Origin of the sequence: Formosa sp. A9, from assembly GCF_051200825.1 — a bacterium.
Taxonomy (GTDB): domain Bacteria; phylum Bacteroidota; class Bacteroidia; order Flavobacteriales; family Flavobacteriaceae; genus Formosa.
The window spans coordinates 601714-617106 of sequence record NZ_CP195158.1 but is presented as its reverse complement, the minus strand read 5'-3'; the positions used below and the strand labels follow the sequence as shown (position 1 = coordinate 617106).

Below are 15393 nucleotides of genomic sequence, written 5' to 3'. Positions count from 1 at the left end.
CATGCAGCAAATTTTAAATTTCATAATACGCAACAAAGCGTTTTTGTTGTATTTGCTGTTATTTTCGGTAGCGCTGCTATTTACAATACAAAATCATTCGTACCACAAAAGTAAATTTATAAACTCTGCTAACTTTGTTAGTGGTGGCATTTACGATCAATTAAATACAGTAGATCAATACTTCGATTTAAAAGTTCAGAACGAAAATTTAGTTGAAGAAAATGCAAGACTCCGAAATCAAATTGAAGCTATAGAAACCACTACCGACAGTACATTTATAGACACTACCAATTTTGACGGTTCATTTTTATTTAAACCCACACGAATTGTAAAAAACAGCTATTCGGCATCTACCAACATATTATTAATAGACAAAGGCGAAGCAGACAGCATTAAACAAGATTTTGGACTTATATCTCCTAAAGGTGTTATTGGTATAGTAGATAAAACTAGCGACAACTACGCAACGATCATTTCTATCCTTAACACAAAAAGCCGAATTAGCGCCCAGCTAAAATCTACCAATCACTTTGGTACATTAACTTGGGACGGAAAGTCGCCAGAATTTGTACAATTAATAGATATTCCTAAAATAGCACCTGTACAAGTAGGCGACACCATTGTAACCTCTGGCCGTTCGGTTATTTTTCCTAAAGGCATTCTTATTGGCACCATAGAAGATTATAAATTAGATGCTGCAGAGAACAACTACGAAATATCGGTAAAGCTTTTTAACGACATGACTAACATAGAGCATGCCTACATTATCGAACATTTAGATGCTCCCGAAATTAACAATCTCTTAAACCTGTCTAATGAACAATAGTACGCTTTTACACATATTTAGGTTCGTTATTCTGGTTTTAGTACAAGTCGTTGTTCTAAACCATATTAACTTTTTAGGCTACATCAATCCGTATCTGTACATTTTATTTATAGTATTATACCCAATAAAAAACAATCGGTTATTGTTTTTACTATTCAGTTTTTTACTTGGGCTAACCATCGATATGTTTTCAGACTCTGGTGGAGTACACGCAGCCGCTTGTGTAAGTATTACCTACTTAAGGCCACTTATTTTAAAATGGTCGTTTGGTTCGGCTTACGAACACAATTCTATAAAATTTAATACCATAGAGTTTGGCACTAAACTCCTATACATATCCATACTAACACTAATCCACCATTGTATATTATTTCTTTTAGAAGTTTTTAACTTTTCCGAAATAATTTTAACGCTTCAAAAAACGTTATTTTCAAGTATCTTTACTATACTACTGTGCACCATAGTTACAATTATTTTTAGCAAGCGATCTAAATGAGGCAAATTTTATTATTCTTTACCATAATTTTTGTAGGATTAGTATTTATTTCACGGCTGTTTTATCTTCAGGTTTATAGTTCTCCAGCCAATAATTTATACGAAGACAATGCCATACGCAAAGTTTACGATTATCCCAAACGCGGTTTTGTTTACGACCGTAACGGCACTCTTTTAGTTTCTAACCAGTCCTCTTACGACGTCATGGTAATTCCTCGCGAAGTAAAACCTTTAGACACCACGGAATTCTGTAACCTTTTAAAAATTGACAAAGCCACGTTTTTAAAAACCTACAACAAGGCTTACCACTATTCGCCAAGACTTCCGTCGGTATTTGTCTCGCATTTATCTAAAGCCGACTATGCCGTGTTACAGGAAAAAATGAGAAAATTTGAAGGTTTCTATATTCAAAAACGCTCTTTAAGACATTATGAAGCTTCTATTGGAGCCAATGTGTTAGGCGATATCGGCGAGGTAAATGTTAGAACTATAGAAAAAGACCCTTACTATAAAATGGGGGATTTAATTGGTAAACAAGGTATTGAATTATCTTACGAAGAAGAATTAAGAGGAAAAAAAGGTATTAAATTCATCCAAAAAAACCGATTTAACAAAAACATAGGCCCTTATAAAGATGGTAAATTTGACACCTTACCGACACCTGGAAAAGACATTACGATAACCATCGATGCCCAATTACAAGCCTATGGCGAAAAATTAATGGCGCATAAACATGGTGGCATTATAGCCATAGAACCTAGTACAGGTGAAATCTTAACCATGATTTCGGCCCCCACTTACGACCCCAACAGTTTAGTTGGCCGAAAACGTTCTAAAAACTTCAACAAATTATATCGCGATTCTATAGCTAAACCCTTATACGATCGCAGTCTTTTAGCGCAATATCCTCCTGGTTCACCATTTAAAGTACTTAACGCCTTAATTGGCTTACAAGAAGGCGTAGTTACCACCAACGATAAATTTACATGCAGCCATGGGTATAGATATGGTAAACGCAAAATGGGATGCCACGGCCATATTAGCCCTGCAAATATGAATATTGGTATTTACGAATCGTGCAATGCCTATTTTGCTAATGTTTACAGACGCATTATAGAAAAATACGACACCCCATACGAAGGCATGACTATTTGGAACAAACACGTTACCAGTTTTGGTTTAGGTGATTATTTAGGTTACGATTTAAAAATAGGAAGCCCTGGCAGAATTCCTAGCGGCGACTTTTACGACAAATGGTACGGCAAGAACAGATGGCGAACAACCTTTACCCTATCAAATGCTATTGGACAGGGCGAGGTAGAAGCCACTCCTATTCAATTAGCCAATATGGTAGCAGCCATAGCCAATCGCGGTTATTTTTACACCCCACACATTATAAAATCTATTGAAGACCAAGCTATAGACACCAAATATACTACACCGCGCCACACAACTATAGACAAGCAAAATTTTGAACCTGTAATACAAGGTATGTTCGATGTTTACAACAAAGGTACGGCTGCAAGTTTACAAGTTAAAGGCTTAGAAATTTGCGGAAAAACAGGAACAGCAGAAAATTTTGTAAAAATAGACGGCGAGAAAACTCAGCTAACAGACCATTCTATTTTTGTGGCATTTGCACCAAAGGACAATCCTAAAATAGCTATAGCGGTATTTGTTGAAAACGGGTATTGGGGAAGCCGATTTGCTGGAAAAATAGCGAGTTTAATGATAGAAAAATACATTAATGGCTCCATTACAAGAACCGATTTAGAAAAATGGATACTAACCCACAGTCTAGAACACGAATATGCCAAACCATATTCAGGACAACCTTTTAAAATTAACGGACAAACAACGTTAGAAGTTATAGACCCTGAAGAAATAAAAATAGCACCACAAAAACCTACGACACTAAAATTATGATTAGAGAAACCAACAGACATTTTTCTTTCGATTGGATTACCATCATTATTTTTATGCTTTTAGTAGGTTTTGGGTGGCTAAACATTTTATCTGCTTCGCATGTAGGCGATGAAATTGATTATTTAGATTTTTCGCAACCTTACGGAAAACAGTTACTATTTATTTTTTTAACCTTTGGCTTAATAGTGCTCATCCTAGCTATCGAAGCCAAGTTTTACGAACGGTTTTCTAGTCTAATTTATATCATTTCTTTACTCTCCCTAGCAGGCTTGTTTATTTTTGGTAAGAACGTTAACGGTGCGACATCTTGGTACGGCATCGGGGGCATGACCATACAACCCAGTGAATTTGCAAAAACAGCTACCGCACTAGCCGTAGCCAAATACATTAGCGATCTACAAACCGATATCCGTAGTATTAAAGACCAAATAAATTTCTTCATTATTATAGCGCTTCCTGCTGTATTAATTCTCCTTCAAAACGATGCCGGAAGTACAATTGTTTACGGTTCTTTCTTTTTTGTATTGTATAGAGAAGGCCTCTCTAGATTATATCTTATTATAGGCTTAAGCGTATTATTCCTATCCGTTTTATCGCTTAAGTTTGGCGCTTTAATCACAGGCATTATTGCTACTACAATAATATTTACACATTTTTTCCTTCAAAAAAAGAAACCCGTTATTTTACAGCCTATTCTTATAACCTTAACTGCCATAGCCATCACTTTTGGAGTGCGTTTTTTTTATGAAAATATTCTTCAACCTCATCAAAAAGATCGTATTAGCTTGTGGTTAAGATTAGAGAATGATCCCGATAAATTGGCACAAATGCGACGCGACATTCTATATAATTTATACGAATCTGAAAAAGCCATTAGCTCTGGCGGTTTTGGAGGTCGTGGCTTTTTAGAAGGTACAAGAACTACTGGTAAATTTGTACCCGAACAACATACCGATTATATTTTTAGTACTGTTGGCGAAGAATGGGGATTTGTTGGAAGTTCGCTTGTTGTTATTTTATTTGTTTTGCTGTTACTTCGGATTTTACATCTTGCCGAACAGCAAAAATCGCAATTTAGTCGCGTGTACGGATACTCTGTAGCCTCGATCATCTTTTTTCATTTTATGATAAATATCGGTATGGTTATGGGGCTAATTCCTACTATTGGTATTCCGCTACCTTTCTTTAGTTACGGGGGATCTGGCCTATGGGGATTCACTATTTTGCTATTCATTTTTATTAAATTAGATTCGAATAAAATAAACGAATGGTAAGTTTTAAACCGTTTGTCTACTTAAAACATGGCTTAAGCGATATTCCTAAAATTATTTTCAAAATAAAATTGTTAGTTATTAGCAAAATATTAATTTTAAAACAGACTAAACAGTGCGCTATTAACTAAACCCATACCATGATTAGGAATCTAAGTATTGCTTTTATATTGTTACTCTTCAATTGTATACAAGCACAAACACAGTATTCCGATTTCACCATAAATTCCGACTCAAAAGCTTTAAGTGTTGAGGACGCATTAAGTCAATACATTCAATTCGAATCGGTTACAGGTAGCGAAAAAGAAGCTGGAGAATGGCTAAAAAAATTATGTATAGAGAACGGACTATACATAAAACAAATGGGCGACACGAATGGCAATTATAACTTGGCAGCGTCTTTATATCCTTTAGATAGTGGCTTACCCAACATTGTCTTACTAAACCATATTGATGTTGTACCCTCTGGCGATATCACTAAATGGACACACCCGCCATTTTCGGGATTAATTACCGATACAGAAATTTGGGGTCGTGGTGCTTTCGACAACAAAGGGAATGGCATTATGCATTTGTTTAGCCTTATAGAAATCATGCAAAAATACAAAGACAAAAAAGTGCCTTATAATGTTACTTTTTTGGCTGTTTCTTGCGAAGAAACCCAGTGTAATGGTGGCGCTGGATATGTGGCCGAGAATTATTTTGAAGAATTAAATCCTATTGTAATTTTAGGCGAAGGTCCTCCCGCATTTAACGATGTTTTAGATAAACACCCAGAAAAAAACCTATTTGCGGTTTCTATAACCAACAAAAGACCCTTATGGCTAGAACTATCGTTAAAAGTAAAAACTTCTGGTCATGGCTCTATTACTCCTGCCGAATACGCCAACAAAGAAATGATTACTGCTTTACATAAACTGTTGTCTAAAAAACAAAAGTTAGTGTATACCGACACCAATATTAATATTTTAAAACAGCTAGGCGCCTTAGAAGGCGGATTTGAAGGCCTTATTTTAAAACACCCAAGATTATTTAAAGGCCTTATTGGCAAACCTCTTAGAAAAAAAACAGAACTATTTTCGCTTTTTTCGAACTCGGTAACACTTACAAGTGTAGACAGTTACAACAATGTGATTAATGTAATACCAGATGAAATTACAGCTTTGCTAGATTGCAGGTTACTACCTACACAGTCTAACGAAGTGTTTATCGAAGACATTAAAAAAGCATTGAACAATAAAGATATAAACATTAAAGTCATAAATCAGATTCCAATTATTCCTCCCTCAGATGATAAGTCTGTATTTTTCGAAAAAATTGAAGATGCCATACAAAAAAACTATCCAAAATCTAGTGTTTTAAGCGCCTCTGTCCCAAATTATAACGATGTTGGTTTCTTTAGAGCCAAAGGCATTAATGCGTTTTGTTTTACGCCAATTAGATTAGACCGCTATTATCTGGAAAAAATACATAATATAAACGAACGGATACCGATACACGTACTCACAAAAGGCGTTCAAACTTATGTCGATTTTTTAGAATCTTGTTTGGATGAAAACTGATAACCACTATTAAAATTCTATTTATGAAAGTAGCTTTCTTTAGTACAAAATCTTACGACCGCGATTGTTTTAACAAACACAACACTGGAAATCATGAATTGATTTTTCTTGAAGCTGCTCTTAATAAAGACACCATTAACCTGACCCAGGACTGCGATGCCGTTTGTGCTTTTGTAAACGACCATTTAGATGCAACAATCATAAAAAAATTAAAACATAACGGCATAAAAATAATAGCCATGCGTTGTGCAGGATTTAACAATGTAGATTTAAATGCAGCAAAAGCCGAAAACATAAAAGTAGTACGAGTACCATCCTACTCGCCCATGGCCGTTGCCGAACATGCCGTTGCACTTATTTTAACCCTAAACCGAAAAACACATAAAGCTTATAATCGGGTTAGAGAGGGAAATTTTTCGTTAGAACGATTAACCGGATTCGACCTTTACGGCAAAACCGTAGGTGTTATAGGTACTGGAAAAATCGGTCAATTCTTTTGTAAAATCATGTTAGGTTTTGGCTGTAAGCTTGTAGCCTACGATCCTTATCCTAATAGCGATTTAATAGCACTAGGTATTAATTATGTCGCGTTAGACGAATTATTAAAAACAGCCGATATCATTTCTTTACATTGTCCGCTTACTCCAGATACAGAACACATAATAGACAAACAAGCGTTTTCTAAAATGAAAAAAGGCACCATGCTTATAAATACCAGCAGAGGTGCTTTAATAGATGCTGCTGAAGCCGTTGAAGCACTAAAAAACAAAACCTTAGAGTATTTAGGAATAGATGTCTACGAACAAGAAGAAAAGCTCTTTTTTCAGGACCTTTCTGAAAATATTATAATGGACGACGTTATTTCGCGCCTTATCTCTTTCCCGAATGTGCTAATCACTTCTCACCAAGGCTTTTTAACCCACGAAGCCCTAAACCAAATTGCCACAGTAACATTACAAAATTTAACTGCTTTTGAACACGGCGAAACTTTAGAGAATGAAATTACTATTCAGTAAAACAAATTCATTTACTATACTTTTAACTCCCTAAATTTCAGAACACAAGTTTATTTGTTCAATATGCACCACTGCAAAAAAAACATCAATTTGCTTTAAGAATTTATCTGTTCTTTAAGGCTAACCCCTTAATTTCTTTTATCTTTATGGTAACACCCATTGCCAGACTACAACCCAACTAAAATTCATTTAAATTATGACACTTGGAGCCTTTTCTATTAGCTTAAATGTAAAAAACTTACAAGCATCAAAACAATTTTATGAAACCTTAGGTTTTACGGTTTTTGCTGGAAACGAAACCAAAAATTACCTCATTATGAAAAACGGCACGGCGTTAATTGGACTGTTTCAAGGCATGTTCGAAAATAATATTTTAACCTTTAACCCTGGATGGGATCAAGATGCCAATACACTCAAAAATTTCGATGATGTTAGAGCCATTCAAAAACAATTAAAAAGTAAAAATATTACACTAACAAGCGAAGTCGACGAAACGAGTTCTGGCCCAGGTAACATTATCGTTATCGATCCAGATGGTAATCCTATTTTAATAGATCAACACGTGTAAAAAACATAGCTGGTTTTATCAATTTACTTCAATAATGACGATTCTTTTAACAGGTGCAACAGGATATATTGGCAAGCGGTTATTACCCGTATTAATTGCACAAGGTCATGATGTTATTTGTTGTGTAAGAGACCCGAAACGCTTTACCCCACCAGAGTCTTTAAGAAGCAAAATTCATATTATTACAGTAGACCTTCTAGACGAGTCCACGTTACACCATATTCCTAAACACATCGATGCGGCTTATTATTTAGTACATTCAATGTCGTCGTCTAGCGACTATCAGCATCTAGAAAAACAATCGGCTATAAATTTCAGAGAAACTATAAATACCACACAAGCAAAACAAGTTATTTACTTAAGTGGCATTGTTAACGACAACACCCTCTCTAATCATTTAAATTCCAGACAAACTGTAGAACAAGAACTGGATAAAGGTTCGTATAATTTAACAACTTTACGCGCAGGTATAATTATTGGATCTGGAAGTGCATCATTCGAAATTATAAGAGATCTCGTAGAAAAACTACCAGTTATGATTGCTCCAAAATGGCTAAACACCAAATGCCAACCAATTGGCATAGCAGACGTCATTTCATTTTTAAGCAAGGTGCTAAATAACAAAGCTACCTTCAACAAGAATTTTGATATTGGAGGACCAGATATTTTATCGTATAAAACTATGCTGTTGCAATTTGCAGAAATCAGAAAATTGAAACGTTACATTTATATCGTTCCTGTAATGACGCCGCGATTATCGTCTTACTGGTTATACTTTGTAACTTCTACCTCTTACAAACTTGCAGTAGCCTTGGTTAACAGCATGAAAGTAGAAGTGATTTGCAGAGACAACTCACTAAACAAAATATTAAACATTACCCCTATTTCTTATAAAGACGCCCTAAATAAAGCCTTTAAAAAAATAGAAACCAACGAAATTATTTCTAGCTGGAAAGATGCTTTAAGCAGTGGTAATATGAACATTCATGTCTCCGATTTTATACAAGTGCCTACACATGGCTGTTTTATAGATAAACGTGAAAAACCATGCAATAACCGATCGCATTGCATAGATCGCATTTGGCGAATTGGTGGCGAAACAGGCTGGTATTACGGCAATACACTGTGGAAGCTAAGAGGGTTTATAGATAAACTTTTTGGCGGTGTAGGTTTACGTCGCGGTCGCACGCATACAGACTCACTTTACCCAGGCGATGCACTCGATTTTTGGCGTGTATTGTATGCCAATAAAACCGAAGGCCGATTATTGTTATTTGCCGAAATGAAGCTCCCAGGCGAAGCTTGGTTAGAGTTCAAAATAAAAAATAACACCTTAATACAAACCGCCACATTTAGACCCATTGGCATTTCTGGGCGTTTATATTGGTATAGCGTTTGGCCTTTTCATGGTTTCATTTTTAAAAATATGCTCCACAAACTTACTGCCTAAAACAACAAAATTTCATTCTTAATTTATGACTTTCACAATATTCTGGTTTAGACGCGATTTAAGATTAACCGACAATACAGCCTTATTTGAGGCGCTAAACAACCATAGCAATGTTATTCCGCTATTTATTTTTGACGACGACATCTTAAACGATTTAGAACCAAACGATGCGCGTGTACAATTTATTTACACCACTTTAAAAGATTTAAATACTGAGCTAAACACTTACCAATCGTCTGTTTTATGTATTAAAGGCTCTCCCGAAAAAGTCTGGCAGCAACTCATCGCAGATTACAACATAGAAGCTGTTTACACCAACCGAGACTACGAACCCTATGCCCAAGAACGCGATGCTAAAATAGAAGCGCTACTTAACAAAAACGATATCGCATTTACCTGCTGTAAAGATCATGTTGTTTTCGAACCTCACGAAATTTACAAACAAGACGGCAAACCTTATACTGTATATACACCTTACAAAAACAAATGGCTAGAGCATTTTAAAGGTGTAAATCTTAATGACACGCCTAACTTTAAAAATTTGTATCAGCATCTTTTTGAATTTCCAGAATTAGAATCGCTGCATTTTAAACCTTCAAGCATTAAGGTTAAACCGTTCAATTTGAATCAGCTTAGCCAATACCAAAAGTTAAGAGATTACCCTAGCAAAGATATTGGTAGTTATTTAGGGCCACATTTAAGATTTGGCACTGTAAGCATCCGCCAAATTATAGCCGATTTAAAACCTGAAGACCACACCTTTTTAAGTGAATTAATTTGGCGTGAATTTTTTATACAAATTCTATATCACTATCCAAATGTGGTGCAAGACAACTTCAAAGCTAAATACGATGGCATTGTTTGGAGAAATAACGAAGCCGAGTTTAAGCAGTGGTGCGAAGGCAAAACCGGGTATCCGCTAGTCGATGCCGGAATGCGACAATTAAATGAAACTGGATATATGCACAACCGCGTTAGAATGATAACCGCAAGTTTTTTGTGCAAGCATTTATTAATAGACTGGCGTTGGGGCGAAGCTTATTTTGCTAAGCATTTATTAGATTACGAGCTAGCCTCTAACAACGGTAATTGGCAATGGGTGGCAGGAACTGGCTGCGATGCGGCGCCATATTTTAGAATATTTAACCCCATAACACAATTAGAAAAATTCGATAAGCAACTAGAATATGTAAAAACCTGGATTCCCGAATTAGATACCGCCGACTACCCTAACCCAATGGTAGATCATAAATCGGCACGAGCTCGAGCTTTAGATACATATAAAACAGGAATACAAAACTAACGCTGTTTTGCCTCAAAATACTTGAAGCCTTCAATATTCATAAAAATCAATAGCAATCCGTAAATACTGTCTTCTACAGGAATGGTAAATAACCGTAAGCCTAAATTTTCGGCATTATTATACCACACTATTGGAGCATCTAAAAACGAACCTGTAAGCAATCCGTTACTTAACAAGAAAAACGGAAAAATAAATGCATACGTTACATAATGTCTAGACAATTCCGTTCGTCGTGCTAATAAATACGCTAAATACACTGCTGTAAAACCAAACGCCGTAACTGTATACCATTTATTATAATTAAAAACTGCCAAAAGAATTAAAGTAACAATCATAAAAATTGTAACATATCTCAACTTCTTCATTTTAAGTTTTTCAGCCGGTATTAAATATTGAAAAGCAAAATAAGAGAATACACAACTAAACGGAATACACACAAAAAACAAGACTTCTTCCAGAGGCAAATTACCTAAATAAATGCCCAACAAATAATCTGGGTTGAAGCCCCAAACGCCTATTTCGGTAAAATAATAGTCCCATACTAAAAAGAAAAAAGTAACTAGAACAATACTTTTTATAAAAGAAAGCCACCGCTTGTAAAACGCGTGCTTGGGATAAAAACTAGCAATTAAAGGAACAGCGATGCATGCCAGATTAACAAGTAAATAGGTAAAACATTTCATTACTTTTGATACTGTTGGTGGTACTTTTTAGGCACGTACAACATACCAAAACATTCGCCTTGTTCTTTACCTAAATGTTTATGATGCACTTTGTGCGCTTTTCTTAAGCCTAACAAATACTTATTCTTAGTGTTTTTAAACCATTTAAAACGCTGATGAATTAGCACATCGTGAATTAAAAAATAAGCAATGCCGTAAAGCAAAATACCTAACCCAAAAAAGAACAACACATTTAGTTGCGGATGAACCCCAAAGTAAAACAGAGCAATACTTGGCAAAGCAAAAATTACAAAGAAAGCATCGTTTTTCTCGAATATATGCGGGTATTTAGGCTGATGGTGATCTTCGTGCAAGTACCATAAAAATCCGTGCATAACATACTTGTGCGTTAACCAAGTAATTACTTCCATAATTACAAAGGTGGCCAAGGTTATTACTATGTACAAAACTATTTGCATAACTAGTGTGTGGTTATCTGTTTTATGGTTTCACTTATTTGAAGCTTATAATTTTCGGGCAGCTCTGCGGTTTCTAAATGCGTATTTATAAACTGCAGATCTTCATCTATGTTACTGCTATACCCTAAAAACTTTGGTATGCTATGCTGTGTTAATACTCTAACATAACGTGCTTCTAAATGTTTAGGATGTTTCAGTATAAAATCCTCCAACATATTTTTGCCTTCTTTAAAATACGATATTTTTTTAAGCGGCCAACTTGTAAACTCAGCTTTTCGCATAATAGCCGAAGCTAGATATGGCGTTTTATCGTCGCATTCTACAGCATCCAAAGTATCTAAAAACAACTCTAATTGATTTTCTGTTTGTACTAGATGATACTGTTCGCGTATACTTAACATACCATTGCAATTTGTATATGGTGCTACCAACAACATTAAAGAAACAATTATTAATTTAAATAACATTTAGTTTATATCGTATATAGGCTTTTGTTAAAATAACCAGTTTTAAAGGATTAGAAATACGTATACGTTCGCACAGTAAACGTTTAGAATCCATTCGCTTTAATTTATGCAACAATTTAAGATAATACTTATAAGCTAAATAGACGCCTAACCGGCTTTCTATTGGCAATTGCACAATACCTTTATAGGCTTCGTTAAAGTCGGATTCTATATCTTTTATAATATCAGCTTTAGCTAAATTATTTAAATTATTGTTTTTGATGTTCGGAAAATAAGAGCGCCCCAACAATTCGGTATCATCTTTAATATCTCTTAAAAAGTTTACCTTTTGGAACGCGGAACCCAAATATCTAGCCGAAGCTTTTAAAGCATTAAACTGTGCATCGTTATTATTTACAAAAACCCGCAAGCACATAAGCCCAACCACATCGGCCGAACCGTAGATGTAATTTTTATACTCGGCATCGGTTTCGTATTCGGTAATATATAAATCGGCTTCCATACGCTTCAAAAAGTCATCGACATAAGTTTGCAAATTATATTTGATAACGACATGTTGAAACGCATTTAAAATAGGATTCAAACTGATGCGTCGCTGCAAGGCGTTCTGGTAATCATTTACAAATTCCTTAAATAATACCTCCTGATTGTAACCATGAAAGGAATCGACAATTTCGTCGGCATAGCGCACAAAACCATAAATCGCATAAATATCTGGACGTATAGCAGGCGCAAATAAGCGAATACCCCACGAGAAAGACGTACTGTATTCTTTGGTAATAATCTTACTACATTTTAAACTCGAGGTATCGAAAAGTGCTTTCATGATTTAGAATATTTTGAAATTAATTCGCTTACTATTTTTCCTGAAATTAATGCCGGTGGCACACCTGGGCCCGGCACAGTTAATTGTCCGCAGAAATACAAATTATCTACTTTTTTACTTTTTAGTTTTGGGCGTAGCACATGGGTTTGCATTAAGGTATTTGCTAATCCGTAGGCATTCCCTTTATAAGCATTGTAGTCTTTAATAAAATCGTTTACGCAATACGATTCTTTAAACAATATCGCATCTTTTAAATCTACACCTATGTTTTTTTCTAACCGATTTATTAGTAGATTAAAATAACGTGTTCTAGTCTCTGGGGTATCGGTTAAACCCGGTGCGATAGGCATTAAAAAAATACCCGCTTCTTGACCTTCGGGTGCTACAGTCTTATCGGTTTTACTAGGAAAACTTGCATAGAACAGTGGTTTTTCTGGCCAAGATGCTTTATCATAAATGGTTTTGGCATGGGTTTCAAAATCAGTATCGAAAAACAACGTATGATGCGCTACATTTGGAATCGATCTTTTAAATCCTACATAAAACAATAAAGCCGACGGCGCAAAGGTTTTACTTTGCCAATACTTCTCGGAATACTGCCTAAAAGCTTTAGGCAATAACTGTTCGGTATGGTGATAATCGGCACCGCTTAACACAATATCGCAGGCATACTTACCCGTTGAAGTAGAAACTTCTGTAATGCGTTGTTCCTCTAATGTAAAATGACTGACCTCGCTATTGGTTTTAAATGTAACCCCTAAACTAAGTGCTAATTGCTCTATCCCTTTTACAACTTGATACATGCCTCCATTAGGATGCCAAGTTCCTAATTTAAAATCGGCGTAATTCATAAAATTATAAAACGAAGGCGTGTTACTTGGTTTGGCACCTAAAAATAATACGGGAAATTCTAAAACCTTTTGAAGCGCTTCATGCTTAACATGGCTAGCCACTTGATTTTTTATAGTTGTAACAAACGCTTTGGCTTTGGTAACAGTTTTCCAGTTTATAATTTCTAAAAGACTTTCGCCTGGGCGATATACCAAATCTTTAATCGCAATGTTGTAATTGTCTTCTGCCTGAGCCATAAACTGGCTTAAAGCTTTTCCGCTAGTAGGCTCGATTTTTTCAAAAACCGATGCTATGCCTTCAAAATTATCGGGCACTTCAATAGCAAAATCTGGATTAAAATATACTTTGTAAGCGGGGTTCAGCTTTTCAAGTTGATAATAAGACTGAACCGTTGTATTAAAATCATTAAAAAAAGCTTCAAAAACATCGGGCATCCAATAAAATGTAGGCCCGATATCGAAAGTAAAACCTTCTTTTTTTAATTGTCTGGCACGTCCTCCTATGGTTGCGTTTTTTTCCAATACCGTAACATCGAATCCGGCCTTTGCCAAATAACAACTCGCTGCTAACGACGAAAACCCCGAACCTATAATTACAACTTTCTTTTTAACCATGATATCGTTTAACGAATTACAACCAATCCAACAGCTATTTTAACCGCTGGATTAGTTTTAAATCCTCATGCACTTTTCTAATATACCAATTAATTAGGTAACAACACTTTATCTATTACATGAGCCACACCGTTAGACGCCATAACGTCTGTTATTAAAATATTGGCTTGAGCCCCTGTAGCATCCTGAATAACATAAGTATCTCCAGACATTACAACACTTATGTTATTTCCTGCAAAAGCAGTTTCTACAGTTGTTTCTGAAAGATCTGCCTCATAAATATTTCCAGAAACAGCGTGATACAACACGATATTTCTTAATAAATCGATTTCGGCTTCTGTATCAAAATCATCTAAACTATTATAATCATCGCCTAAATCTTCTAACAAAGCAACAAAAGCATCGTTAGTTGGTGCAAACACTGTAAAAGGGCCATCGCTACTTAAGGTTTCTACCAAACCTGTTTTAACTACAACATCGGCTAAAATTGAAAAATTATTATCGCCAACTAAAATTTCAACTAACGTTTTTTGGTTAAGCATATCTAACACCTCTTGAGGAATTAGCACCTTATCTATTACATGCACAACACCATTGGTTGCCAACACATCGGCCGTGGTAACTTTTGCCGAAACGTCTGTGGCGTCTTCAATATACACCCCATTTGTTAAATCGACCATTAGACGCTCCCCTTGCACTGTAGTAATTTCCTGGTTGTCGGACAACTGATTTGAAGTTACTCCTGCCCCAGCCACAACGTGATATTGCAACACAAGTCCTAAAAGCATTTGCCCTTTGGCCGTATCGAAATCCGACAAACTATCATACCCATCCAATTGCGCTAATAAATTACTGAACGCCTGATTGGTAGGCGCAAAAACAGTAAAAGGGCCATCGCCACTTAAGGTTGCTATTAAATTACTCCCATCTTGTTTATCGGCTAAACTTAATGCCGCTACAAGACTACTTAACGATTCTGTGTTTTGAGCCAATTCTACAATATTTTGCGTAGGCATAGGATCTGTAATACCAGAGTTATTATCGTCGTCATTACTCACCCTACACTCAAAAGACAT

The 15393-nt window shown here is 35.7% G+C and carries 15 protein-coding genes; 9 read left to right on the top strand and 6 right to left on the bottom strand.

Annotated features, from left to right (window positions below):
- The first annotated feature begins 1 nt into the window (after position 1).
- From mreC to ACR9EA_RS02505, 9 genes are all read left to right on the top strand, one after another.
- On the top strand, positions 2-826 hold the full coding sequence (gene mreC, locus ACR9EA_RS02545) for a rod shape-determining protein MreC (protein WP_435137091.1): 825 nt from the start codon (positions 2-4) through the stop codon (positions 824-826).
- Positions 816-1322, top strand: a complete 507-nt coding sequence (gene mreD / locus ACR9EA_RS02540) for a rod shape-determining protein MreD (RefSeq protein WP_435137088.1) — start codon at positions 816-818, stop codon at positions 1320-1322. The genes mreC and mreD overlap by 11 nt, the downstream gene beginning before the upstream one ends.
- Positions 1319-3247 (top strand): penicillin-binding protein 2, encoded by a 1929-nt coding sequence (gene mrdA, locus ACR9EA_RS02535; RefSeq protein ID WP_435137085.1) that lies wholly within the window; start codon positions 1319-1321, stop codon positions 3245-3247. Before mreD ends, mrdA begins: the two co-directional genes overlap by 4 nt.
- Positions 3244-4521 carry a rod shape-determining protein RodA gene (gene rodA / locus ACR9EA_RS02530; RefSeq protein WP_435137082.1) on the top strand — a complete coding sequence of 426 codons (1278 nt, stop codon included), beginning with the start codon at positions 3244-3246 and terminating at the stop codon, positions 4519-4521. The genes mrdA and rodA overlap by 4 nt, the downstream gene beginning before the upstream one ends.
- A gap of 137 nt (positions 4522-4658) precedes the next feature.
- Positions 4659-6080, top strand: a complete 1422-nt coding sequence (locus ACR9EA_RS02525) for a M20/M25/M40 family metallo-hydrolase (RefSeq protein ID WP_435137079.1) — start codon at positions 4659-4661, stop codon at positions 6078-6080.
- Between the two features lie 23 nt (positions 6081-6103).
- On the top strand, positions 6104-7096 hold the full coding sequence (locus tag ACR9EA_RS02520) for a 2-hydroxyacid dehydrogenase (RefSeq protein WP_435137076.1): 993 nt from the start codon (positions 6104-6106) through the stop codon (positions 7094-7096).
- Between the two features lie 196 nt (positions 7097-7292).
- The gene (locus ACR9EA_RS02515) at positions 7293-7664 is read left to right on the top strand and encodes a VOC family protein (RefSeq protein WP_435137073.1); all 372 of its coding nucleotides are present in this window, start codon (positions 7293-7295) and stop codon (positions 7662-7664) included.
- A 34-nt stretch (positions 7665-7698) separates the two neighbouring features.
- Positions 7699-9114, top strand: a complete 1416-nt coding sequence (locus ACR9EA_RS02510; protein ID WP_435137070.1) for an SDR family oxidoreductase — start codon at positions 7699-7701, stop codon at positions 9112-9114.
- A 25-nt stretch (positions 9115-9139) separates the two neighbouring features.
- Entirely contained in the window at positions 9140-10417 is a 1278-nt protein-coding gene (locus tag ACR9EA_RS02505) for a cryptochrome/photolyase family protein (protein WP_435137067.1), read from the top strand.
- Here the strand turns inward: ACR9EA_RS02505 and ACR9EA_RS02500 are convergent.
- The 6 genes from ACR9EA_RS02500 to ACR9EA_RS02475 all read right to left on the bottom strand — a co-directional run bounded on the left by ACR9EA_RS02500 (position 10414) and on the right by ACR9EA_RS02475 (position 15393).
- Complete coding sequence (locus tag ACR9EA_RS02500) at positions 10414-11100, bottom strand: lycopene cyclase domain-containing protein (protein WP_435137065.1); 687 nt, start codon at positions 11098-11100, stop codon at positions 10414-10416. The genes ACR9EA_RS02505 and ACR9EA_RS02500 overlap by 4 nt on opposite strands.
- Positions 11100-11558 carry a sterol desaturase family protein gene (locus ACR9EA_RS02495; protein ID WP_435137062.1) on the bottom strand — a complete coding sequence of 153 codons (459 nt, stop codon included), beginning with the start codon at positions 11556-11558 and terminating at the stop codon, positions 11100-11102. The genes ACR9EA_RS02500 and ACR9EA_RS02495 overlap by 1 nt, the downstream gene beginning before the upstream one ends.
- 2 nt (positions 11559-11560) lie before the next feature.
- On the bottom strand, positions 11561-11959 hold the full coding sequence (locus tag ACR9EA_RS02490; RefSeq protein ID WP_435137059.1) for a hypothetical protein: 399 nt from the start codon (positions 11957-11959) through the stop codon (positions 11561-11563).
- A gap of 55 nt (positions 11960-12014) precedes the next feature.
- Positions 12015-12851, bottom strand: a complete 837-nt coding sequence (locus ACR9EA_RS02485) for a phytoene/squalene synthase family protein (protein ID WP_435137056.1) — start codon at positions 12849-12851, stop codon at positions 12015-12017.
- Positions 12848-14317, bottom strand: a complete 1470-nt coding sequence (locus ACR9EA_RS02480) for a phytoene desaturase family protein (RefSeq protein WP_435137053.1) — start codon at positions 14315-14317, stop codon at positions 12848-12850. The genes ACR9EA_RS02485 and ACR9EA_RS02480 overlap by 4 nt, the downstream gene beginning before the upstream one ends.
- Positions 14318-14406: 89 nt before the next feature.
- Positions 14407-15393, bottom strand: a complete 987-nt coding sequence (locus ACR9EA_RS02475; RefSeq protein WP_435137050.1) for a fasciclin domain-containing protein — start codon at positions 15391-15393, stop codon at positions 14407-14409.

Bases quoted from the DNA above. Each gene is read 5' to 3' on its own strand.
- mreC (WP_435137091.1), top strand. From the start codon at position 2: ATGCAGCAAATTTTAAATTTCATAATACGCAACAAAGCGTTTTTGTTG.
- mreD (WP_435137088.1), top strand. From the start codon at position 816: ATGAACAATAGTACGCTTTTACACATATTTAGGTTCGTTATTCTGGTT.
- mrdA (WP_435137085.1), top strand. From the start codon at position 1,319: ATGAGGCAAATTTTATTATTCTTTACCATAATTTTTGTAGGATTAGTA.
- rodA (WP_435137082.1), top strand. From the start codon at position 3,244: ATGATTAGAGAAACCAACAGACATTTTTCTTTCGATTGGATTACCATC.
- ACR9EA_RS02525 (WP_435137079.1), top strand. From the start codon at position 4,659: ATGATTAGGAATCTAAGTATTGCTTTTATATTGTTACTCTTCAATTGT.
- ACR9EA_RS02520 (WP_435137076.1), top strand. From the start codon at position 6,104: ATGAAAGTAGCTTTCTTTAGTACAAAATCTTACGACCGCGATTGTTTT.
- ACR9EA_RS02515 (WP_435137073.1), top strand. From the start codon at position 7,293: ATGACACTTGGAGCCTTTTCTATTAGCTTAAATGTAAAAAACTTACAA.
- ACR9EA_RS02510 (WP_435137070.1), top strand. From the start codon at position 7,699: ATGACGATTCTTTTAACAGGTGCAACAGGATATATTGGCAAGCGGTTA.
- ACR9EA_RS02505 (WP_435137067.1), top strand. From the start codon at position 9,140: ATGACTTTCACAATATTCTGGTTTAGACGCGATTTAAGATTAACCGAC.
- ACR9EA_RS02500 (WP_435137065.1), bottom strand. From the start codon at position 11,100: ATGAAATGTTTTACCTATTTACTTGTTAATCTGGCATGCATCGCTGTT.
- ACR9EA_RS02495 (WP_435137062.1), bottom strand. From the start codon at position 11,558: ATGCAAATAGTTTTGTACATAGTAATAACCTTGGCCACCTTTGTAATT.
- ACR9EA_RS02490 (WP_435137059.1), bottom strand. From the start codon at position 11,959: ATGTTAAGTATACGCGAACAGTATCATCTAGTACAAACAGAAAATCAA.
- ACR9EA_RS02485 (WP_435137056.1), bottom strand. From the start codon at position 12,851: ATGAAAGCACTTTTCGATACCTCGAGTTTAAAATGTAGTAAGATTATT.
- ACR9EA_RS02480 (WP_435137053.1), bottom strand. From the start codon at position 14,317: ATGGTTAAAAAGAAAGTTGTAATTATAGGTTCGGGGTTTTCGTCGTTA.
- ACR9EA_RS02475 (WP_435137050.1), bottom strand. From the start codon at position 15,393: ATGTCTTTTGAGTGTAGGGTGAGTAATGACGACGATAATAACTCTGGT.